This is a genomic window from Streptomyces sp. NPDC090106, from assembly GCF_044747265.1.
Taxonomy (GTDB): domain Bacteria; phylum Actinomycetota; class Actinomycetes; order Streptomycetales; family Streptomycetaceae; genus Streptomyces.
This window is the reverse complement of record NZ_JBIVDS010000011.1, coordinates 1-22901: the sequence shown is the minus strand read 5'-3', so window position 1 is coordinate 22901 and position 22901 is coordinate 1. Positions and strand designations below refer to the sequence as shown.

The window sequence follows — 22901 nt, the reverse complement described above, 5'->3', positions numbered from 1 at the left end:
CGCGGCTGGTGTCATCGTTTGAGGACGGCGTGTGCCACCTGGCCGAAGAGCCACTGCCGCGCGCGCTCGGATCCCCACCCGAACGTCTCCACGGCGAGGACGAGTTGGGGGTTGCGGAAGTAGAAGAAGACGATGCGCGCGGCATCCTCGACCGACACCTCCGCGGCGAGGTCGCCGTCGTCGGCGATGCCTCCCATGATCGTCTCCAGCGCCTCGATGTGGCGCTGGTTGGCGACGTCGAGGAACTCCTGGGCGGCCGGGGAACTGGGCGCGGCGCGCTCGACGATACGCATGATGTCCCCGGCTTCCGCGGCCAGTTCGATATGGCCCTCGGTGAGGAGCTCCAGCTTGGCCCGGCCGGTGGGCGCGGCCATCGAGTCGTTGATGACCCGCCCGACCGTCGGGCTCGTCGTCCACAGGTCCATCAGCGTCCGGAGCAGGCCTTCCTTGCCTCCGCACTGGGCGTAGATGGTCGCGGGGGAGACTCGTGCCTCGCGGGCGATCCTGTCGACCGTGGTCTGCGCGTACCCGGGGTCGGCGTACAGCTTCCGCGCGGCCTTGACGACTTCTCTGCGCGTCATCCGGGCGTACTCGTCCCGGCGGCTCGGTGCCTGGCTGGACAACGTTCTGCTCCCCTGTCGGAAATGCGAGACTGGCTAGAGTGGCACTCCAGTAGATAGAGTACTGATGCTGTCGCACTAGCGTAACTCTGACCTCGCGCGTTGTGGGTGGCGGGCTCCGGGGCCGGGTCACCGAAGGGGTTGGACATGACTGCATCGCTGGTCGCACCCGAGAACACCGACCCGGTGGCCGAACCGCCGCCCGAGAGCCCGCTCCGCCTTCAAGTACTGGGCCCCCTGCGGGTGTGGCGGGGCGAGAGGGAAGTCGACGCGGGGCCGCGCCAGCAGGCGTACCTTCTGGCACTGCTCCTCGCCCGCGGCGGCCGGCCGACCGGCATCGACGAACTGATCGACCTGATCTGGGGCGAGGAGGCACCCGCCAGCGCCCTCAACGTGATCCACAAGTACGTCGGTTCCATCCGGCGTCTGCTGGAACCCCACCTGCTTCCGCGCGAAGCGGGCACCTACGTCCTGCGGCGGGGCAACGGATATCTGTGCGCCGTCGGAGGGGACCTGCTGGATCTCGCCAGCTTCCGGGAGCGGTCAGGCGCCGCCAGGGAGGCACGGGCCAGCGAGCGCGACGCCGCGGCACTGGACCACTACCTCGACGCGCTCCGCCTGTGGAGCGGCCCCGCAGGCAACGGCTGGGCCCACGGCCCCGCCGCCGCGCCCATCTTCTCCGGCCTCAACGACGAGTACTTCCAGGCATGCATGGAGGCCGCCGACATCGCACTGGCTCTCGGGCTGCCCGCCCAGGTCCTGCCGGCCCTGCACCTGGCCGCGACGATGGCACCCCTGCACGAACCGGTGCAGGCCGCCCTCATCACCCTGCTCGGCGCCACGGGCCATCAGGCCCAGGCCCTGTCCGTCTTCGATTCGGTCCGAGCGCGTCTGGCCGACGACCTCGGGATAGACCCCGGCCAGGCTCTCCGGACCGCCCACCAGCGCGTCCTCACCCAGACCTCCGCGCCATCCCGACCGTCGTTCAAGGAAACGGCCGTCGTCGTGCCCCGGGCGACCGGGCGGACCCCGCAAGCGCCGCCGCTCCCCGCACCGGAAGCACCTGGACCGCCGCTCCTTGGCCCGCTCCCTCCGGCGGGTCCCGTCGAAGGGCTGGTCGGCCGGTCGGACGAACTCGCGATCCTGCGCCACGCCCTCGAACCGGCTCTCAGCGGCGCGACCGCCGTGATCCTCCTGGAGGGGGAGCCCGGCGCGGGCAAGAGTCGGCTCATGGAGGAGACCGCCGATCACGCCCGCGAGCGCGGCGCCCTGGTGGTGTGGGGGCACTGCCTGGAGGACGAGGGGCAACCGGTGATGTGGCCGTGGGTCGAGACAGTCTCCGGCCTGTTCGACGCCATTCCGCAGGCGCGGCGTGAGCAGTGGACGGCCCGTGACCTCGGCCACCTCGTCGGATCACGGGCGCAGCCGCCGGCGGTCCCGGTGATCCCGGACGGCAACGCCAGGTTCCGCCTCCTCGAACAGGTGGTGGACCTGATCGCCGAAGCCGCCGACGAACGACCCGTCGTCCTGATGCTCGACGATCTGCAGTGGGCGGACACCAGTTCGCTCCAGCTCTTGGACCATGTGGTCTCCCGCCTGCCCGCGGGAACCGCCGTGGTGGGAGCGCTGCGCAACCGGGGCCCCTCACCCCGCCTGGAGCTGGTCCGGACGCTGGCCACCGCCAGTCGGGTCACCGGCCACCGGCGTCTGCTGATCGGCCCTCTGAGCCCCACCGAGGTGGCCGAACTGATCCACTTGGAGACCGGGGTCCGCCTCGCCCCCGACGTGGCGAGGTCGGTGCACACCCGCACGGCGGGCAACGCCTTCTTCGTACAGGAACTGGGGCGTCTGTGGGCAGCCGGAGGCGAGGTCACCACGGAGACGGTGCTGCGCGGCACCGTACCGGTGACGGTTCGCGACGTCGTCCGAGACCGCCTCGCCGCCCTCGACGGCGATGCGCTACGGCTGCTGGAGACCGCCGCTCTGGTCGGAAAGAGTGTCGAACTGGTCCTGCTGGCTCGGGCGGCCTCGCTGGACGTGGGCACCTGTCTGGAACGCCTGGAGCCGGTCCGCGCACTCGGGCTGGTCGGTCCGACCCCCGACGACCCCTTCTCCTACCGCTTCACCCACGACCTGGTCCGCCAAGCGGTGTCCGAGGGCGTTCCACCCGGCCGGGCCGCGGTACTGCACGGCGCCATCGCGGACGCGATCGAGGCCGTGAACCTGAGCGACGAGTCCGGCGCCGAGCGGCTGGCGCACCACCTGTGGACCGCCGGCCCGGTGGCGGACCCGGCCCGCACGGTGGCCGCCCTGGTCCGCGCCGGCAGCCGGGCCAAGGCCAAGACCGCCCTGGCGGCGGCCGAGCGCCATCTGGGGTCGGCCGTCGAACTGGCCCGCCGGGCCGTGCTCCCCGACCTCGAACTCCAGGCGCTCTCCCAGCTGATCTCCGTCGTCGGCATGCGTTCGATGTACGGTACGGCCTCCGTGAGCCTGCTGGAGCGGGCGGAACAGATAGCCCAGCGCCTGGGACGGGACCGCGAGGCCGCCGGTTTCCTCTTCTCCCGCTGGACCGCGCACGGCCAGGCCCTGGATCTGGAACGCAGCAGTCCTCTCGCGGAGCGCCTCACCACCCTGGGCGACTCCTCCCCGGACTCCGTCGTGCGCGGCTACGGTAGGACCGCGGCGGCCATCCACCAATGGTGCCTGGGCAACACCGGTGAATCCTTTCGCCGGTTGAGCCTGCTCAGACCGGACACCGCCCCCGACCACGACGACCGGCACGATCCCGTCCGTGACGGCGTACGGCTGATGACCGCCGGCATGTTCGCGGAGATCACCGGATACCACGGGAGGACGGCCGAAGCGCGCGCCGAGCTCGGCACCCTGGCGAAGGCGGCGGGCACCGATCCCTACGCCGTCACCGTCGCCACCTCGTTCGAAGCCCGCACCGCCGCAGTGGTCGGCGACCCCGACTGGACGCTGCGGGCGGCCGAGCGCGGCATCGCCGCCGACCCCCACTTCTCCTTCGTCTCACTCGGCGCCTACCTGCGCCTGGCCCGATGTTGGGCGCTCGCGGTCACCGGGCAGGACGCCGGTGCCGCCGCGGACGAGGCCGAACGCCTCATCCGCACACACCTGGCCAGCCCCGCGCGCACCTGTGTCTCCACCTGGTACGCGCTGCTCGCCGAAATGCGCCTCGCCGACGGCGCGGCCGCCCAGGCCACGGCAGCGCTCGACAGCGCCGACGAATACCTCGAACGCTACGGCCAGCGTTCCGGGGAGGCACTGCTGATCCTCGTCCGCGCACAACTGCTGCGCGCCGTCGGCGACCTGCCCGGCGCCGTACGACTGGCGGACCGCGCCCGGTCCGTGGCGCTCCAGCAGGGGGCACACCTTTTCGTACGACGTGCCGACCAGTTCCTCACCCGGACGGAGAAGTAGGACACCCGCCACCGGGGCGGCGGCCCGCTTGTCGTTCAACTGCTGCCGCCAACGGGGCGATTCCGTCCGGTGGAGGCGGTCCACAATCCGGTCACCGATCGTCCACCGTGCCTCTCTAGCGTCGAAGGCGATGGCAGAGGGCTTCCCGTAAGAGGCAGCCCCGGGCCTGGTGGAGGCGCCCCGCAGCGCGCTTCCCACCACCGCTCACAGCGGTTCACCCAAGGAGAGCGCATGTCCAGCACACCCCGTACACCCACGGTCGTCCTCGTGCACGGAGCCTTCGCCGACGGCTCCAGTTACGCCCGTGTCGTCACCGAACTGCTCGCCGGCGGCACCCGGGTTGTCGTCCCCGCCGTGCCCAACCGGGGCCTCGCCTCCGACGCGGCGTACGTCGCCTCCGTGGTACGAGGCATCGAGGGCCCCGTCCTCCTGGTCGGGCACTCCTACGGTGGCGCGGTCGTCACGGTCGTCGGGCGCGAGGAGAACGTGGCGGGGCTGGTCTACCTGGCCGCCTACGTCCTTGACGAGGGCGAGAGCCTCGGAGAACTCCAGAGCCGCTTCCCCGCACCGCCGCTGGGCGAGGCCCTGGTCCAGAGGCCCTTCCCGGTGGAGGGCTCCGACGCGCCGGGCATCGACATCTCGGTGGATGTCGCACGCTTCCCCGAGCTCTTCGCCGCCGACGTGGACAGTTCCCTCACACGTGTTCTCGCCGTATCCCAACGGCCGCTGGCGGCGAACGCCTTCGGCGAGCCCGCCGGCGCGGCCGCGTGGCGGGAACGGCCCGCGTGGGGGATCGTCGCCACCGCCGACAAGGCCATCCACCCCGAGGTACAGCGATTCGGTTACGCGCGGGCCGGGGCCCAGGTCGTGGAGGTCGACTCCTCGCATCTGGTGATGCACGCCAGCCCGGCCGATGTCGTCAAGGTGATCCGCGAAGCGCTCGCGTCCGTGACCGCCTGACCGGAACCACGCTCTCAGGGAATCGGGGCCGCTCCGGCCCCATGCGACCACCTATGACCATGTCTTGGAGAATGTCATGAACGACAGCAAGCCCGTCGTGCACCACCGCACCGCCATGGTGGACGGCCGCAAGGTCTTCTACCGGGAGGCGGGCGACCCGACGGCTCCGGCGGTCGTCCTCCTGCACGGCTTCCCGTCCTCCTCCCACATGTTCCGGAACCTGATCCCCGAACTCGCCGACCGCTACCACGTCGTCGCCCCCGACCACATCGGGTACGGATTCTCCGATGCGCCGCCCGTCGACGAGTTCGAGTACTCGTTCGACAATCTCACCGCCGTGACGCTGGGCCTCCTCGACCAGCTGGGCCTGGACCGATTCGCCCTCTACATCCACGACTACGGCGCTCCGATCGGCCTGCGGATCGCCAGCCGCGACCCCGAACGGGTCACGGCGTTGCTGGTCCAGTCCGGCAACGCGTACATGGAGGGCTTCACACCGTTCTGGGACATCCTCTTCGCCCATGCCGAGAACCGGCCGGCCAACGAGGCAGGCGTGCGCGAGTACCTGACAGCCCGCAAGACCCACTGGCAGTACACCCATGGAGTGCCCGCCGACCGCCTGGACCGGGTCTCCCCGGAGACCTGGACCCTCGACCAGACCCTCATGGAGCGGACCGGCAACAAGGAGATACAGCTCCAGCTCTTCTGGGACTACCAGTTCAACCTGCCCGAATACCCGGACTTCCAGGAATACTTCCGCAAGCACCAGCCCCCCACGCTGATCACCTGGGGAAAGAACGACGAGATCTTCGGAGCCGACGGAGCGCGCGCCTATGAACGCGACCTGCCCGACGTCGAGATCCACCTTCTCGACGCCGGTCACTTCGCCCTCGAATCCCACGGTCCCGAGATCGCTCGTCTGATCCGTGGTTTCCTGGCGCGCGTGTTTGCCTGACCACGGAACCCTGTGTCCCTCAGCCATCTGGAGACCGACATGTCCAACAGTGTCATCGCCCCGCCGTTTACTCAGGAGTCAGCAGAGCAGAAGGTGCTCCTGGCGGAGAACGGATGGAACTCGCGCGACCCGCAGAAGGTCTCCCTGGCCTACTCCCCGGACAGCGAGTGGCGTAACCGGTCCGAATTCATCAAGGGCCGCGAAGAGATCGTGGCGTTCCTGACCCGGAAGTGGAGCCGAGAACGTGAGTACCGCCTGATCAAGGAACTCTGGGCGTACGACGGGAGGCGGATCGCGGTCCGGTTCGCCTACGAGTGCCAGGACGTCTCGGGCGACTGGTACCGGTCGTACGGGAACGAGAACTGGGAGTTCGACGACGAGGGACTGATGCGCAGGCGCATCGCCAGCATCAACGACCTGCGTATCAGTGAGTCGGAACGCAAGTTCTTCTGGCCGCTGGGCCCTCGTCCTGCGGACCATCCAGGACTCTCGGCTCTGGGCCTGTGACACGGGGCGGGAAGCCGAAGCCACGGCGCGAGAACGCCAGGCTCCGGCTTCCCGCCTACAGCGCCTGCGGGAAGGTGAAGACGCGCTCAGGGTCGTACTGCCGCTTCAGGCCGGTCAGACGGGAGGCCGCGTCGCCGTAGTACGCCTTGCGCCAGTCGGTGAGCGTGGAGTCGGTGTAGTTCTGGTACGCGGCGCCGGAGGCGTGGGGTGCCATGGCCTCGTGCGCCGAGGCCAGCCAGCTCTGGGCGCTCGTCCCCGAGGTGCCTGCCTGCCACGACACGAGGTACTGGGCGAGCATGCGTGAGCGCCGGTGCACGAAGGCCGTGGCGGTGGGGTCGACGCGGTTGACCGCGCCGCCGAGCGCCGTCAGGGCGATGCTCCCCGCGCCGCCCCGAACCGTCGAGAACTGGTCCAGCAGGGTCTGGACGCCATCCGACGACAGCGAACGGTCGAAGAAGTCGGAGCGGGCCGCGTACGTCTCACGGTCCAGCTCACCCTGCGCGGACCGACCCGGGAGAGAGCCGGGCAGATGACACTGGGCGTCGGTCGAGAAGGAGGAGCAGCCCGCGTACACCTCCATCGACTCCTCGTACGACCTCTGCTTCAGCGAGACGCTGGTCGCGGGAGCGCCGATGGTGTCGGCCAGACGGTCCACGGCGTTCTGGAGTTCGCCGTACGTGCCCAGGGAGAACGCCGCGACGGAGATCGTCGGTGCGCCGCCCGACGTGTTCGCGAGGTGGCAGGAGGACCAGATCTCGTCCGGTTGCGTCGGGCCCCATTCCTGCCAGGCGCTGACGACCTGCGCCGCCTGTGACCAGGGCCAGCTCAGGTACGCCGAGACGGCCTGCGGGGCCGGGTGGGTCCGGTAGCGGAGCTCGGTGACGACGCCGAAGTTGCCGTTGCCGCCACCGCGCAAGGCCCAGAAGAGATCCTGGTTCTCGGTGGAACTCGCGGTGAGGAGCTTGCCGTCGGCGGTGACCAGCGTCGCCTGTGTGAGGCTGTCGCAGGTCAGGCCGTACGCCCGGGAGACCACGCCGTGACCGCCGCCCAGAGTCAGACCCGAGACCCCCACGGTGGGGCAGGAGCCGGCGGGAACGGTGACACCCTTGGCGGCGAGAGCACGGTAGACATCGATCAGCTTGGAACCGGCTCCCACGACCGCCTCGTTGGCGCTCGCACGAATCCGGTTCAGCTTCGACACGTCGATGATCAGACGGTCGTCGCCGGAGGACCAACCGGCGTAGGAATGGCCGCCGTTGCGTATCGAGACCCTGACGTCGTGGGCGCGGGCGTACGCCAGGGCCGTGGAGATGTCGGCCGGGTGGGCGACGTAGGCGACCGCGGCGGGCTTCAGCGAGTCGAAGCGGGTGTTGTAGAGCTGCCGGGCTGCTTCCCATGCCTGGTCGCCGGGGCGGACGAGTGTGCCGTCGAGATCCGTGGACAGCGCCTTCCAACTCGCGGCGGTCGCAGGGCCGGCGCCTGCCGCGCGGCCGGGGGAGGCGGCGGCCCCGCCGCTGCTACCGGTGCCGGTTGTCCTGCCCTTGCACGCGGTGGCGACCGCCGCGGTGAGTACGGCGGCGGCACTGCCTATGAACGTACGCCGTTGCATGTATGTCTCCGGTCGGTTCTGTAGAGAGAGACGAAGCCTGCGCATCGCGAGTTCAACAGGCCTCGTGGAGGCGGTCACGGGACCGGTGGGGAACACGGCGACCACAACGGATGAGACATGTGCGTGCCGGTCCTACCCGTCGCTGCCCGGCTCCGCCTGTCCCCGCCCGTCGCTGCCCGTCCCCGCCCTGGCTCCGTCTGCCCCGCCCGCCGAGACAGGTGGGAAGGACCTCCGCCGCTGCCGCGGGATCGTAGGGTGTCCGCGGCCTCCGGGAGACCTGGACCGGCCTGTGGCGAGCACAACCAGCCGTTCCTGAGCAGTACTTGAGGAGCGCCCGGCCCTCGGAAGCGGGCACGCCGGGTACGGGAAACGGGACCTCCGAGCTCCACATGGCCCCAAGGCCCCACGACCACATGGCGTACGACCTATGGCCGCACGGCCGACTCGATCTCGGCTCAGGGTCGCCGTATGCGCATGTTTCTCAGTGAAGCTCTTTCATCCTGAATAGTCGCAGGTCAGTAGTACGTGGATGGCTTGGACGGTGCGGCTGATGCGGCGGGTCGAGCAGCGTGCTCGGCGCATGATGTGCCAGGACTTGAGTCGGGCGAAGGCGCGTTCGCCGGGGGCTCTCAGTCGTGCGTGGTCGCGGTTGAACTGCTGGTAGTGCTCGGGCTGTTCGCTGTGGTGGTAGTAGGGGGTGCGGAAGGTAGCGCCGGCGCCCTGGTAGGCGCGGTCGGCCAGGACAAGGATCTGCCGGGTGAGGCAGGCCTGCACGATGCCGTGGGCCCGGGCCGCGGTCAGGTCGTGTGTGCGGCCCGGTGTCGCGCGGGAGAACCACACGGGGGGTGCCGTCCGGAGGCGCGATCACCTGCACGTTCATGCCGTGCTTCCGGTGTTTCATCGAGTAGTACGGCTCGTCCGCGCGGACGCGGTCGATGGGGATCACAGTGCCGTTAACGATGACATGGTCGCCCTCACCGAGAGCGGTGAGGGCTTCATGAAGGCCGGGATCCCAGGCGGCCAACACTTCCAGAGCCTCGTCGACGTACCGCCAGGCGGTGGCCTGCGATATTCCGAACCCGGCGCCGAGCTGGGCGAACGTCTCGCTCTTGCGTAGGTGGACCAGCGTGAGCAGTGCCTGGTCGAAGCAGCCGAGCTTGCGCCAGCGGGTGTTGCGGGTCCGGCGGTGCTCGTGCAGCAACCACGAGACATGCTCGACGAGCTCGTGCGGGACGTCGAGCGTGGCAGGATACGGAACCAACAGGGCCCCTTTGGTCGCCGGTGTGCTGAGTGGAATCACCACGCCAACGACGTGGGGCCCTGCCTCGTCACTCCACCCGCTGACCAGCCCATTTCACCCGCCAGCACAGGATGAAAGAGGTTCAGTCATGGTTTCGAGCTGTTTTCCATGGATCACAGCACGCCTGGATATTTCATCATGAACCAGGAGCCAAGTCTGTACGTTGTTGCACGTGGTGGCTCCGATCGAGAGTGCCAGGATTCTCTGATCGGCGACGTTCTGTGTAGGAGTCAGGAATTCGCGTGGACAATCAACAGCAGTGGTACGGGAGGTCGGCGGAACACGCCCAGTCAGCACCCGAACAGCACGCTCATCTTTCATCGGCGGCTGCCCATGCCGCACGGCAGCAGCAACAGGCCTTGGAAAACGAGCGTCGAACCTACGGCGGGTTGACGTACAGAGAGGTCGAGAAAATCTATGAGCGCCGTATCTCCAGCATCATATCGGGGCGATCCCGGGAGAATCCGATAGCCGTCATCATGGTTGGCCAGCCAGGGTCGGGGAAATCATCCGCGGAGCTTGGTGTGAAGGCCAGGCTGGACTGCCGTGACGCCGTCACGCTCGACGGGGAAAACCTGTTGGCCTACCACCCTTACTACGAGGCGCATGCGTTCGGGAACGACGGCGGAAAGGCCCAAGGGGCGTGCGAGGCGGCGGTAGGCGTGTGGAGGCAAAGAGCCTTGGACCAGGCGGTCGCCCAACGCTGTCACCTGGTGCTGCCGATGTTCATGGACGCCGGCGACCCGAACGGTGCCCGGTGGAACATGGAGTTCATCGATCATCTGAGGAAGCAGAGGTACCGCGTCGCCATGGTTTTCATGGCGGTGGACGACACGCGCAGCAACCAAGGTGCCGTCATCCGTTACCTCGCGGGCCGGGAGACGACAGGCCACGGCAGATGGCCGAGCCTGGACGACAAGTACTACGCCGGAGTGCTCAGTCTCGCCGACGCGGTGGACAGATCCGACGCGGTGGACTACGTGTACGTGGCACGCAGGGGAGGTGAACTGATATACAGCCGCGAGCGCGGTCAGCCTGCTCGTGCTGGAGGTGTCCGGCAGGCCATTGTGGAGGAGCGCGGTCGGCCATGGACGGAGACGGAGACAAGGGGCCTGCTGGAGGCCCAGGACTACATCAGAGACGCGGCGAAGAGCTACGACGGGAAGGTCACGGAACTCCCCGGAGTGATCCGAGAGTTGGACACGAGGATCGGGCGGAGACTGGATACGGCGGATCGGGAACCCGTGAGTTCCGCCGCTGCGCGCCCCGTGCCGACATCACAGGCACCCGCGCACCACGCACCCGCATATGCGACGGCTCCCCCACAGCATGTGCCGTCGGAGTACGCCCCACCCGTACTCCTGGCGCACGCCACCGTCCTCATGGAGCAACCGCCCGTACGCCCCGTGCATGCCCCCGTTCCCATGGAGCAACCGCCCGTACGCCCCGTGCCCGCCTTCGTTCCCACACATGAGAACCCCGTCCCCAGGTATCCGGCCTCCGTCCCCACTTATCCGGCGCCTGTTCCCACATATCCGGCCCCCGCCCCCACGTATGCGGTCCCCGCGCAGTATCAGCATGTGCCGTCGCAGTACGCGCCACTCCCACAGACCATGCCCGTACGACTCGCACCGGGGTACCACGGGCCCGTGATCCCGGTCGCCCCTGCGGCGTCGATGATGTCGCACATGCCCACCTACACCAGGCATCCGAGCGACTGGGGGGAAGAACCCCGCCTCAGGGACAGTCGCTTGAACGGTCTCCATCCGGGGCTCCCGGGTGCCCGTGCCTCCCGTCCCTGACCACCCCTTCCCGGTGCTCTGAGCACACCAGCGCGAGACGGCCTGGCCCTTGAGGGCCAGGCCGTCGTCCCGCTTCCGGGGAGTCGGGCGGCGCCCCGGAAGCACTGGTCGCCCTGATCGCTCGCGACGGTCACGGACTCGCCCTGGTCCAAGTGCGCCGCGGCGAAGGTGAACCGCGTGAGGCACCGCAGCCGTAGGTGGCTGCCGTGAGAAGCATCCGGAGGCGCGCGGTCCTCCCCTCGTCACTGTCGCCCATGTCCCCGCACGACGGAGGAGTTCCGCCCGCGAAGGTGCCCCGGCTCTCGCAGGTCGACGTGCTGCGCGGCTTCGCCCTGCTCGGTGTCTGCATGGTCAACGCGCCGGTGCTCGCGGGAGCCTGGACCCTGCCGGAGGGCCCGGACGCCGCAGCGTGGGACCGGACGGCGGCCTGGATGGTGACGGCCCTGTTCACGACCAAGTTCTATCTGCTCTTCGCTTTCCTGTTCGGCTACAGCTTCGTCTTCCAGGAGGCGAGCGCGGCCCGCGACGGAGTGCCGTTCGCCCGCCGTCACGCCCGCCGTCTGCTGGGCCTGTTCCTGCTGGGCCTCGCCCACGCCGTCCTGCTCTACCCCGGCGACATCCTCATGACCTACGCCGCTCTCGGCCTGCTTCTGTACCTGCTGCGAGGGCTGGACACCCGGGCCTTGCTCTGGACGGCCGGGGCCCTGGTCGCCCTGCTCACCGCTGTGTTCGCCGTCATCGGTGTGGTGGCACTGGGCCTCGACGACGTCGGACAGGTCTCCGACGGGGTGCTTCAGGCACGGCAGACCGCGTGGTACCGGGGTGATTTCGGCACGATCGTGCACGCCAACATCGCGGCCTACCGCCATGCGTTCACCGGCGCGCTCCTCTACGGCCCGCACCTCCTCGCCGCCATGCTGACCGGTCTCGCCGCGGGCCGCCGAGGATGGCTGGACCCCGAGCGCTCCACGGCCGACTCCCCCCCTGCGAGGGCGCCTGCTCGTCGTCGGCCTCCTGATCGGTCTGTCAGGCGGTCTTCTGACGGCGATGTGCAGCCACGGACCGTTCGACGCGTACTACTCTACCTCGGACAGGCGGTGGACGTCCTCACCGCGCCCGTCCTCAGCGCCGCCTACGCGGCCGTACTGCTGTCCCTGCTGCGCGGAAGGCACGCCGCGGCACTGGCACCGGCCAGCCGTATGACCCTGTCGCACTATCTCCTCCAGTCGGCTGTCCTGGCCTTCGTCTTCACCGGCTACGGCCTCGCCTGCTACGGCACGGTCGGCCCCGCCGCGCTGGCTTGTGGCTGTGCGGTCCTCTGGGCGGCGCAACTAGCTCTCAGCGCGGGCCCGTTGGCGCACGTTCGGCATGGCCCCGCAGAGGTGTTGCTGCGCCGAATCACCGGTGGCCGTCCACCTGCGCGACGGTCGGCCCGTCGGCGTACCGGTGGGTGATCGCCTTGCGCAGGGCCGAAAGGCCGTAGTGCACACGGGACTTCAGCGTCCCCTTCGGGATGCCCAGGACGCGGGCGGCCTCCTCCAAGGTGAGGCCACGGTAGTACACCTCGAACAGGGCCCGTCGATGGGCGGGGGACAGTCCGGCGAGAGCCTCACGTATCACCATCACCGTCAGTACACCTTCCGCCAGGCCCTCTTCGCCCACTACGTACTCAGCCAGCGCCTCGTCGTCGACCTCCTGAGGGCGGACTCGCGCACTGCGGTAGTTGTCGATGACGAGGTTGCGCGCCACACGGAACATCCAGGGCCGCAGCCGGCTGTCCCCGATGCTTCCGTAGGTGCGCCAGCAGCGCAGCAGCGTCTCCTGCACGATGTCCTCGGCCCGGCCGGGATCGACCCGCAACCGGCGGCTCACATAGGCGTGCAGGGCGAGGACCTGGGTGCGGTGGTCGGCGCGGCCCTCCTCGTCCTGCGGCCGACCCGATCCGTCGGACCCCATGAACGTCCAACTCATGATCACTCCTTGGGATGTCCCGGGTCCGACCGCGCCTCGGCGCACGACTGCGTTCTCCACTGCGTTCACCGTCGGACCGCGCCTGTGCGGTGGTCGGTAAGTGGGAGAGGCGGGGTGGGGCAAGGGGGTGCGGTGGTGTGGGGTAAGGCGAGGGGTGCCGGTCCGGGGAGGGCGGGTGGCGGCAGGGGGCGTGGGGTTCCGGGGTCCGGGAGCCTCGATGCCTTGAGGTTCCGGGCGTCCGGGGGCTTTGATGCCCTCGGGTTCCGGTGCCCCCGGTGAGGGAACCGGCGTCAGGCCACACCCTGTGCGCGGCCGGGCGGATCAAGTGGTGCCAGGCGGATCAGGGGTGGCCAGGGCGGGAGGTGTAGGAACGGCAGGCGGTCAGCGGACGAGCCCGGCCGCTCGCTCGCGTATGTCCGTGAGGTCCAAGTAGGCTGCGGTTCCCGGGCATTCGGTGGACGTCCAGTCCTGGTGGCCGCCGAGGGAGGGGCCGTCGGTGGACTTGCCGCTGGTGGGGCTGAGGTAGGTGACACCGGCCAGCGGGTCCAGCTTGTGCCGCGCGGCCAGGGACGCGGTCAGCCGTACCAGGGAGTCACGCATGCGGGGCGACGGCTTCGCCTTGTTGAAGTCCCCGAGCAGGGCGATGCCGATGTTCCCGGGGTTGAAGCCGAAGGTGTGGAACGCGGTGACGACCTCGTCGTCCGCGTTGTGCGCGGGAATGCCGTCGTTCCCGCTGAACCGGCATTCGTAGATCACGTCCTGACGATCAATCAGGAAGTTGTAGCCGATGTTTCCCCAGTCGTTGGAGACGGCGTGCTGCTCATAGATCGCGCGTACGGTGGCGGCGGGGTCGGGGTCGGGGTCGTCCACGGGGGTGGCGGTGTGATGCACGGTGATGGCCTGCACCGGGGTGAAGCGGGTGGGCGAGGACTCCCGCCCGTCCGCGGTCAGGCGCTTCGCCTCGTCGGCTCCCCAGTCCGCGCGGAGCACCAGACCGGGCGGCGGGAAGGCGACCGTAGCCGCGGTCCCGGACGGGGGCGGGTGACGTCGGCGGTGCGCCCGATGGGCCGGTGCGCCGCTTCGGCACGAGGCGTCCGGCGTCGATGGCGATCGCCTCGATGACCTTCACCCCGGAGTCGACGTCGAGTTGGTAGCCGTAACTGCCCCGGGCCTGAACGAGCGCCCGGTGCGGCGGCGTCGTCGCCATGGTGCGCAGGGTCTCGGCGTCCTTGCCGCACGGGCATCCCGCGCTGACGTCCTGCCAGCCGCCGGGCTTGCCGCTGCGGTCGAACAGCCGCAGCCGCACCCCCTGCGGGGAGCCGGTCCAGGTGAGGCCGAGGGCGGTGAACGGGAAAGAGGTCCGCTTCACCCCCCCGCCCCGGTGAGGCGGCCTGTGACACCCGCACCCGGGGCATCGCGCCCGTCGTCGAACCCCAGTGTCCCGAAGCCGTCGTTCCGCCCGAAGCCGCTCCGCACGCGCCGAGCAGCGGCAGCCCGGCGGCGGCCGTCCCGAGAACCGTGAGGAACCGCCTGGGTGACGCGGGAAACCCGCGCTGCGAAGGGGGCCGCTGTCGGGGATACGTGTTGTTCACCATGCGCTCCGTCAAGATCAGGTGCCTTGTACCGACACCTACGGCGCGGCGCGGAAGGTGAGTTCACTCCTTCTCGGGGAGGGCGGACGGGGCGGACGACGATGACCGGGATTCGGTCAAGTGGTCGGCTACGGGCTCCTCGACGCACCCCGACACGCGTTGTTCCGGCGGCCCGGCGGCCCCGGCACCGGAGGCTCTCGCCGCTCGGCCGCGCTGGACCAGGTCGCGGAGCGCGGCGCTACCCGGCTGCCTACCGCCCGGTGAGTACCGCGCTGAGCAGGCCGGGGAAACGTGTCTCCATGTCGTCGCGGCGCACTGTGACGATCCGCTTGCGTCCTTGTGCGACGGTCCTGATCAGGCCCGCTTCGCGCAGGACGCGGTAGTGGTGGGAGATCGTCGGGTTGCTCAGGCCGAGGCCGGCCCTCTCGACGACCAGCGCGCAGTCGACCGGTTCCGTGCTGCGGTACATCTCGGTCATCAGCGCTCGCCTGCCCGGTTCGGCCAGTGCGCCGAGGATGAGCGTGAGATTGAGGGAGTCGACCGAGGGTTCCGGCAGTGCGCGCGGCATCAGTCGCCTCCTTCCAGCCACTTTGACGTACGTCGAACTATAACTTAGCCTCGCACTCATTGATACTTCGACAATCATCAAACAATTGTCGATGGCGCGATGGCGCGGCCGCGCGCCTCCGCCGTCGACACGTTCGTGGCACCCCTGTGCGAAGGAGAGACCGTGCCCCCCCACCTTTGAGGAGCTGACGCGATGACCGGCGTATTGGTGACCGGGGGCACCGGGAGGACCGGCGGAGAGCTGGTGAGGCTGCTGCGCGAGGCGGGCGTGCCGGTGCGGGTGGCCAGCCGTGACCCCGACGCCGAGAACCCGGACGCGATCCGGTTCGACTGGGACGACCCGGCCACCCATTCCGCCGCCCTCGACGGAATCGACCGGGTCTTCCTGATGCCCCCGCCGCACAGCGCGGACCCGCTGCCGTTGGTCGAGCCGTTCCTGGCTGAGGCACGGCGCCGCGGCGTGCGCAGGCTGGTGTTTCTCGGCTCCGCCATCCCCCTGGCCCCCAGCGGACTGGAACTGGCAGCCCGGGTCCGAGCCCGGCCCGGCTGGGTCGTGCTGCGCCCGTCAGGGTTCATGCAGAACTTCCTGCGCTCGCACCCGGTGGGCGCGCGGATTCAGCGAGACGGCGAGATCCGCACCGGCGCCGGCGACGGCCGGGTGGGCTGGATCGACGCACGGGACATCGCGGCAACCGCCGCCGCCCTGCTGTCCGTTCCCGACGCCGTGCACGGCGATCAGCGCGACTACCTGCTCACCGGCCCGCAGTCGCTGAGCTATCCGGAGGCGGCGGCGACCATCACCGTCGGCACCGGGCGTCCGATCCGGGTGATCCACACCAGCCAGGAGCAGCAGACGGCCGATCTGCGGGCCGCAGGCGTGTCCGCACCGTTCGCCGGGCTCCTCGCCGCCGCCGACGCAGGCGCCCGCACCGGCCGGCACGACGAGGTCAGTACCGCGGTGCTCGATCTGACGGGCCGAGCGCCGCGAACCTTCGCCGAGTTCGTCGAGGAGCACGCGGCCCGGTGGGCGGCACCGACCGCCTGAGCGCGGGTGCGTCGGCCTACCGTTCGCCGTTCCCGGGTGTGACTGGCCCACGTTCGTGCGTTCTTCTACGGCGACATCACCTGGCCCCGCCGGGCGGTCACGCCCGCTCCTCCATCGCCACCGCAGTCGGCGCTGTGACCGCCTGAACGCAGAAGGCCGCCAGGAGCGGTGTACCGGAGAGCCCTCTCCGCGTAGGCCATGACGACGGGGGGGGAGGACGTCGGCGGCGACGCGACCATGTACGGCCTCGGCCACGCCGACGCCGAATCCCTCACCAAGGGGCTGAACCATGAAAGGCGTTCCGCCGTAGAACCTATTGCGGAATCGGATCGATAATGACTCGGAGAGATGGTATTTCATGCAGCCTGAAGAAGAAGCAAGAATTGTGGAGAGCCTTGCCAAATTCTATGACTACGTTGTCGAGAAGGGAGGGAAGAATGTTCCCGAGTACAGGATAGCCGAGGTTGTTTCGGAGGCCGCCCTCATCGACTACGAGACCACTTGCCGCTATCTGCCGAGGGCCATTAAGTTCTCGGAGAAGACGCTGGAAAGTGTCATCAGTATCCATCGCCAGAGGATCATGATGGCCGAATATTACGCGACGAATCCTCCGGCGCCGCAGAACAAGCAGGAAGCGGACGATTGCGCCCGGTACACCCTGTTCTATCGCATCGGTCTGGACCGTGGGTGCAACGAATGTTTCGCTCCCCGCGTCGCGCCGTACCCGACAGCTACTGAAGTGGATTGGCTGCACGAGTCGCGGTTCAGGCAGTACGCAACCCTGGGGTACACGGAGTTCGCTCAGCCCGAAAAGCTGAGCAGGCTCATTCCACGACTCGCCGCCCCAGCCCCTCAGGCGCCCCCACCTGCTCCGCCGGGTCATCAGCAGGTGCCTGTTGTTCCGTCGGGCTACCGGCAGGTGCCTGTTGCTCAGGTGAACTACGATCACATTCCCCCGGACTACCGTCCCCTCAGCAACTCCGCACCCCACAGCGCGCCCCACCCTGCCCCCCGCGCCGCTGCCCCGCTTGCGGGCCCGCACCCCTCGGCAGCCGCCTGGCACCCCGCCGCGAGCCATGGTCATGGAGCTCATCCGCCCGCAGGGGTGCATGCCCCGTACGCGGCGGTTCCCAGGATGGGCGGTCCTTACGGCGGCACGCACTTCGTCCACGCATCGCAGCAGCACTACGGAGCCCGACCGGCCCATTAGCACGCTTCTCACCCTGCTGACCGCCGGGCCCTCCACCCAGGACGCACACTTCAGGCCTTTGAAGGCCAAGGCGTCCGGGTGGAGGGCAATGGTGTTCCAGGGGCGCGGTCCAGAGGTACTGCGAGACCCTGGCGAGGAGGAGGCCGCGCGCGTGAGCGACGGCAAAGGGCACGTCCCTTCCCGCGTTCTCCGCGCCCCGCTACGAGGCCGCTCTCACCTGCCTGCGCTGCGCCCCGAGCTCTGTGCCGCAGGCCTGGCGGGCAGCGTGGCCGAGTCCCGCGACGCGGCGGAGGTGGCGGAGGTGGCGACGTGTTGCGTGCCGTTCGCGCGCAATGCCGCAGACGACGCCACCTGGGGGCTCGCCGGCAGCGCTACCTGGGCGGCCTCGGAGCGTAGGGGACTGCCCATCTCATGCGACTGTGACCGGGTCCGGTCCGTCACCATTGAGGGTGTCCGCGTCAGGTTTGCCGCCTGGAGGGGAGTGGGAGAGGCGCTCGGAGTGGCGGTCGTCGCGTTCCCGGTGCCCTGAACGGGTCCCTGGGCGGGACCTTGGGCCGCGCGTCGCTTCTCCGCGGACCACTCCAGATAGGCACGTGCCCCGGCGCCGGCGGCGGCGCCCATCGCCGCGCCGACCACGAGCCCGGGGAGGCCACCGGCCCAGACACCGGCGAACGCTCCGATCGCCGCACCCGCCACATGCGGATGATCGCGGGCGAACTTCACGGCTCCGCTCGCGAGGTTCTTCGCCATCTGCCATCCGCGCTTCCCCAGGTCGAGCAGGCGCCCGGCCGTGGAGGCCGCGCTGCCTTGAGTCGACGGTGGGAGAGCAACTGGTGCTGTTGCTGCCATCGGTGCTGGTGCCGGGGCCGGTGTGGGAGTCGCCGGGGATGACGGCGCGATCCCCAGTCCCTCCTCACGGAACCGGCTGCCCTTGGTGAACGTCGCGGCGGGTGCGGGTGCGGGTGCGGGTGCGGGTGCGGGTGCGGGTGCGGGTGCGGGTGCGGAGTTGGGTTCAGCGTGGATGGATGCTTCCAGGCGTGCCTCTTCCGGCAACGCGGCCGAGGGTTCCGCGCGATGGGGAACGTCGCCCGCAAAAAGCGCTCTCTTCTCCTCGTCCGTGGGCCAAGTAATCAACCCGCTGAGCAAAAGCCTCTCAAGTTCCGGATCGGGCTCCATGGGAGTTCTCTCGACTTCGGTCGAGTCATTGCTTGTTCCGGGACGGTTTGCCACTCGGTCCTCCGTTGAGAAGGTCGCGCCGCTGCTTACGTCGGCGCAATCAAGGAATAATTGGCCAGGCTTGTCGAGCGCTCTCACGGGTGTCTACGGTCCGCCGCGTGATCCAGTTCAACAAGACGCCCTGGAACGGGTTTTGGCTTCCGTCCCCTGGTGTCCCGTCCTCTGGCGTTCCATCCCCGGTGTCCCTGCTCCAGCTGGTGAGAACTTCGTGCACCGTGTGATGGTCGTGTGCCATCGAAGGCGGCGATCGCGCCGAGGCTGACGAGTTCGAGGTCGATGCCCGACGTGACCTGGCCCTGAGCCGGTTTGGCCATGTGGAGCAGGACCATGGCCGCTCCCGAAAGGCCGGTGTCTACGCTCCGCCCGTGGGGGTTCGAGGGGGACGAACGAGGCCGGGTGCCCAAGAGCCGGCCGCCGTTCACGGGGCGGGTGTCTCGGCGGGAGCCGGGTGACGGCCGGCGGCGGCGTGGCTGGCCGGTGCACCGAAGCGGTCATCAGGACGTACGAGGGCGGGGCCCGTAGAGAAGCGCGTGGGCCTGGGGATGGGGCCGCGCGTGTGCCTGCAGATGCTGTGCCGTGGAGGGCGCATGACGTGCGGCAGGTGGCGTGACCAGCGCAGCCACCGGATACGGCATGGCTGGAGGCATCGGACCGGCCGCGGACGGGATTGCCGCGTACGGCGGGAACCCCGTGCGTGTGCACGGACGCGGTCCTCCTCGACGCTGAGCGGGTGCGAGTTGCTTCGCGAGCATTGCTACTACGCGCAGCGGTAGCCCGGAGTTCACGGTCTTCGGGTCACATCGTCCTCGGTGAGTCCGACAGAAGAGCGAGTGGAAAAAGAATTGAACCCGTCGGTGGTCGCATCCGTCGTTCCGGATGACCAGGTCGCCTACCAGGGAGATGAAATGAGCACTCCAGCGCCTTCTAGCTCGGGTTCGCAAGTCAGACATCAATCTCAGACTTCCGTCGATCAGGAAGCTCAAAGATACCTTTCCGAAGGAAAGAGCGTTTCAGTCGTCCAGGCGGTAGTTTGGGTCGACAACCAGCCACCTGTTGTTTCGAGGCTGTACCCGAGTACCCTAACCGCAGGTAGTGGCAGTAGGTATTCCAGCCCTCCTGGCCTGACTCGGGATGCCGTTGGATCGAAAAATGATGCTGAGGTTCATGCGCTCGACTGGGTTTACAGTTACGTATCCAGACTGCAGAGTCCTCCTCGTAAGCTGGTGGTTGACTTGCAGGGAGACAAGGGTTCCTGCAACGGCTGCAAGCAGCGACAGAGAATCCTTGCTGCGGATATGAAGAGGCTGTTCCCGAAAATTGATCCGGTTCTCAATGTGCATTATCGAGCCGTAGAAGGTCAGCCTTCCGCAGCTCGCGGCAGGAACACATCGACCTACGGCCATGCTGCTGCTGATTTGAGAACGAGTGCTTACGGCCGAGACCTTAACTTGGGAGGGGGCGCGCCTATGTATTGGCAGCAAAGGTACACTCATGTGAGCCCTTCGGGCGCCATCCCTGCGTCTCATCTCGGTGGCATTCCGATTCCGACGGCGTCGGCAGGTCAGGGGCGATCTGATTCGGATTCTCCGCATACCCCTTCCCCTACCGGAATGCGCGCTATGACGATCCACGTGCAACTCGTAAAAGCCACCGAGGATTATGCTGAAGCTCAGGAGCGAGAAAAGGCGGCAAACAAGGCAACAAGATTGGCAACGGATGCCTATAATGCCAGGGCGAAAAGCGCTTCGGAGACCTTTACCAACGAGACGAACAGGGAAGTGAAGAAACCTGAGTATTCCCATCTTTCGGCAATTCAAGCTCGGCAGCAGGCTGGCATTGAGGTCCGGAAGTCATCGAAGATGGTAAAGATGAATGAACAAGTCAACGAGCGGTATGAAGAGATGAAAAGATGTCAGGCTAATTCCAGCCAGGCGAGTCAGGATGTTCGAGATCTCGCCGATCTGAAGGACCAACTGCGTCAGGCGCTGGATGCGGCAAAGGCGTCAACATCCGGGACGTCATCGTCGTCCTCGGCGTATGGTGCGGCGCCTTCCTCGGCGTATGGCCCGTCGGCCTCGGCGTATGGTCCGTCGGCCCCGTACGGTGCGGCGCCGCCCGCGGCGTATGGTCCGTCGTCCTCGTATGGCCCGTCCTCCTCGGCGTATGGTCCGTCGTCCTCGTATGGCCCGTCCTCCTCGGCGTATGTCCCGTCCTCCTCGACATCTCGTTCGGGGGGAGGTAACCAGTCCCGTTCGTAACCCGGCCCCCGTGCTCGCGGATGAGGTCGACACCGGACGAGCCGCCGCCCGGCAGCCTGAGTGGTTGCCGGGCGGCGCCGCGTTGTTCAGGGCCGGCTTCCCAGATCCCACTTCAGCTCCCCGGCGTGACCTTCCCGCTGGCCGTGTCGGCAGCCTACGACCTTGTTCGGTGCGTTTTGTTTGCGGCGGCGCTGTCCGCCCAGGGGGCGCGGGGCTGGGGCTGGGGCTGGGGCTGGGGTTGGGGTGGAGTGGGGGTGTGCTGGGTGGGGGTGCCATGTGCTCGGAGACGGGCCGCATCGGCGAAGTACTGCGCTGTCGTGGGCTGAGCCGGCGGAGGGGCGGGGGCAGCTGTGCGGGTGGCGAGGGCGTGTGCCTCGCGGGTCAGAGCCGAGATCCAGGTGCTCTCGCGCAGTTCGGAAACGAAGTGTCTTACCTTCGCGCGCCGAGCTTGCTCCCGCTCCGCGGCCGCCGCTTGCCGCCGGAACCAGAAGCTCGTTGCCGGCGCGCTTCGATCTGCCTCGATCCGCTGGGCGTCGAAGGCGGCCATGATGCGCCGGGTACCTTCATGGTCGTGCCGTATTCTCTCGGCTGTCTGAGTCAGCTGCCGCGCGTCGCCCACCCCTTGCAGGGATGTCGCGTCGCGCTCTGCCTGCGCCTTCAGCATGGAGACCGAGGACTTGAGGAGCAGATCGGATCTGCTCGCGCCCAACTTGGCGGCGTAGTCCCGTTCCACGCGCCGTAGCGTCTCCAAACGGTCCTCCACCGTGCGCAGGTAGTGTCGCGCCACGTACCGCCACTCCTCGCCCGGTTCGAGCCGGACCGGGCGGCTCGTCGTCGTATGGGTGCGGACGTCGTCGTAGTCCAGGAAGTTCGCGTGGTTCTCCTGGCTGAGGAACTCCCAGCCCTGTTCGCCCCGCCAGAGCAGGTTGGTCGACTCCGGGATCGAGGTCAGCCCGAGGCTCTGGTACTCGCCGTCCCCGAACCAGTCGACCGGCCGCGCCTCCGACCGGAACTCCTCCGCCGCGGCCCGGTTCGAGGAAGGAGACTGGTAGTGCCAGGCGGTGAAGTCGTCGCGCCCGTCCTCCCTGGTGACGGCGAGCGCACACCCGTTCATCGCCGCGGTGAAGACGAAGTCCGCGCGGAAATCCTCCGACGACACCAGAGGTACGACGGTGTGGCCCACGTTCTGCTCCGGAAAGGATGAACTCCCTTGCCGGTAAGGGATGTAGTGCGCCTGGATGTAGTTCTCGGGCTGACCGGCCGGGGGCAGGGAGTGGTCCTGGAGCAGCGCGCCCAGAGCAGGGTCGGCACGGAACGCCTCGGCGTACTTCTCCACGGCGGGTGTCAGCACGTATACCGAGCCTTCGGGGCCGCCCGGTCCGCCTGACCTGCCCGGCCCGCCTGTTCCCTCTGGGTCGCCCGGTCTGCCTTGTCTCCCTGGGTCGCCCGGTCTCCCCGGTCCACCCCTGGACGTCGTATGCGGGGGCTGTGGGGTCAGGGTGAACCAGTGGCGGTCCTGCCTGTCCATCCAGCGGAGAAAGGCCGCATGGTCCATGCCCCCGGTCGACTCGGGACTCCTCGCGCGCATACCGTCCGCCATACGCAGGAGCACCGTGTTGTTCCGCAGGAACTCCTTAGGGGCGGCGCTGAACTCCCGCGCCGCCTGCCCGTTGTCCTCGTACCGCAGACCGGTGGAATCACGTTCCTTCAGGACTTTCCTCCTGCCTTCGCCCCGGTGTCGCTGAGGAACGACTTCCAGCCGCCGGGCGGCTGTTCGCCGACGCCGAGCCTGCGCAGCTTGGCGAGCACCCCGGGCTTCTGCACGTCC

The 22901-nt window shown here is 68.6% G+C and carries 15 protein-coding genes and 1 pseudogene; 9 read left to right on the top strand and 7 right to left on the bottom strand.

Annotated features, from left to right (window positions below; translation table 11 throughout):
- Window positions 1–11 precede the first annotated feature (11 nt).
- Window positions 12–623 carry a TetR/AcrR family transcriptional regulator gene (locus ACIPSE_RS31765; RefSeq protein ID WP_401669313.1) on the bottom strand — a complete coding sequence of 204 codons (612 nt, stop codon included), beginning with the start codon at window positions 621–623 and terminating at the stop codon, window positions 12–14.
- Between the two features lie 144 nt (window positions 624–767).
- Here ACIPSE_RS31765 and ACIPSE_RS31760 point away from each other — a divergent pair, with 144 nt between their 5' ends.
- From ACIPSE_RS31760 to ACIPSE_RS31745, 4 genes are all read left to right on the top strand, one after another.
- Complete coding sequence (locus ACIPSE_RS31760) at window positions 768–4061, top strand: ATP-binding protein (protein WP_401669311.1); 3294 nt, start codon at window positions 768–770, stop codon at window positions 4059–4061.
- Window positions 4062–4292: 231 nt separating this feature from the next.
- The gene (locus ACIPSE_RS31755; protein ID WP_401669309.1) at window positions 4293–5021 is read left to right on the top strand and encodes an alpha/beta fold hydrolase; all 729 of its coding nucleotides are present in this window, start codon (window positions 4293–4295) and stop codon (window positions 5019–5021) included.
- Between the two features lie 76 nt (window positions 5022–5097).
- Window positions 5098–5976: an alpha/beta fold hydrolase gene (locus tag ACIPSE_RS31750; RefSeq protein ID WP_401669307.1), complete on the top strand. Its 879-nt coding sequence runs from the start codon at window positions 5098–5100 to the stop codon at window positions 5974–5976.
- Between the two features lie 39 nt (window positions 5977–6015).
- Window positions 6016–6483, top strand: coding sequence for a DUF1348 family protein (locus tag ACIPSE_RS31745; protein ID WP_401669305.1), 468 nt, complete (start codon window positions 6016–6018; stop codon window positions 6481–6483).
- 55 nt (window positions 6484–6538) lie between these two features.
- On the opposite strand, the gene ACIPSE_RS31740 is transcribed toward ACIPSE_RS31745, so the two are convergent.
- Window positions 6539–8092, bottom strand: coding sequence for an FAD-binding oxidoreductase (locus ACIPSE_RS31740; RefSeq protein ID WP_401669302.1), 1554 nt, complete (start codon window positions 8090–8092; stop codon window positions 6539–6541).
- Window positions 8093–8587: 495 nt separating this feature from the next.
- A pseudogene (locus ACIPSE_RS31735) lies at window positions 8588–9395 on the bottom strand (transposase family protein).
- A gap of 239 nt (window positions 9396–9634) precedes the next feature.
- Here ACIPSE_RS31735 and ACIPSE_RS31730 point away from each other — a divergent pair.
- Both ACIPSE_RS31730 and ACIPSE_RS31725 read left to right on the top strand, forming a co-directional pair.
- A complete protein-coding gene (locus ACIPSE_RS31730; protein ID WP_401669299.1) occupies window positions 9635–11194 on the top strand; it encodes a zeta toxin family protein in 1560 nt (519 codons plus the stop codon).
- A 254-nt stretch (window positions 11195–11448) separates the two neighbouring features.
- Window positions 11449–12648: a DUF418 domain-containing protein gene (locus ACIPSE_RS31725; protein WP_401669296.1), complete on the top strand. Its 1200-nt coding sequence runs from the start codon at window positions 11449–11451 to the stop codon at window positions 12646–12648.
- Here the strand turns inward: ACIPSE_RS31725 and ACIPSE_RS31720 are convergent.
- The 3 genes from ACIPSE_RS31720 to ACIPSE_RS31710 all read right to left on the bottom strand — a co-directional run bounded on the left by ACIPSE_RS31720 (window position 12593) and on the right by ACIPSE_RS31710 (window position 15325).
- Window positions 12593–13165, bottom strand: coding sequence for a sigma-70 family RNA polymerase sigma factor (locus tag ACIPSE_RS31720; protein ID WP_401669293.1), 573 nt, complete (start codon window positions 13163–13165; stop codon window positions 12593–12595). The genes ACIPSE_RS31725 and ACIPSE_RS31720 overlap by 56 nt on opposite strands.
- Window positions 13166–13546: 381 nt before the next feature.
- Window positions 13547–14155: a peptidoglycan recognition family protein gene (locus ACIPSE_RS31715; RefSeq protein WP_401669290.1), complete on the bottom strand. Its 609-nt coding sequence runs from the start codon at window positions 14153–14155 to the stop codon at window positions 13547–13549.
- 852 nt (window positions 14156–15007) lie between these two features.
- Window positions 15008–15325, bottom strand: coding sequence for an ArsR/SmtB family transcription factor (locus ACIPSE_RS31710; RefSeq protein ID WP_401669288.1), 318 nt, complete (start codon window positions 15323–15325; stop codon window positions 15008–15010).
- 192 nt (window positions 15326–15517) lie between these two features.
- Between ACIPSE_RS31710 and ACIPSE_RS31705 the strand changes: the two genes are divergently transcribed.
- The 3 genes from ACIPSE_RS31705 to ACIPSE_RS31695 all read left to right on the top strand — a co-directional run bounded on the left by ACIPSE_RS31705 (window position 15518) and on the right by ACIPSE_RS31695 (window position 21073).
- Entirely contained in the window at window positions 15518–16369 is an 852-nt protein-coding gene (locus tag ACIPSE_RS31705; RefSeq protein ID WP_401669285.1) for an NAD-dependent epimerase/dehydratase family protein, read from the top strand.
- Window positions 16370–16727: 358 nt separating this feature from the next.
- On the top strand, window positions 16728–17579 hold the full coding sequence (locus tag ACIPSE_RS31700) for a hypothetical protein (protein WP_401669282.1): 852 nt from the start codon (window positions 16728–16730) through the stop codon (window positions 17577–17579).
- 2855 nt (window positions 17580–20434) lie between these two features.
- The gene (locus ACIPSE_RS31695; protein WP_401669280.1) at window positions 20435–21073 is read left to right on the top strand and encodes a hypothetical protein; all 639 of its coding nucleotides are present in this window, start codon (window positions 20435–20437) and stop codon (window positions 21071–21073) included.
- 154 nt (window positions 21074–21227) lie between these two features.
- Here the strand turns inward: ACIPSE_RS31695 and ACIPSE_RS31690 are convergent, their stop codons facing one another.
- Window positions 21228–22424, bottom strand: a complete 1197-nt coding sequence (locus tag ACIPSE_RS31690; protein WP_401669278.1) for a hypothetical protein — start codon at window positions 22422–22424, stop codon at window positions 21228–21230.
- Window positions 22425–22901: the final 477 nt, after the last annotated feature.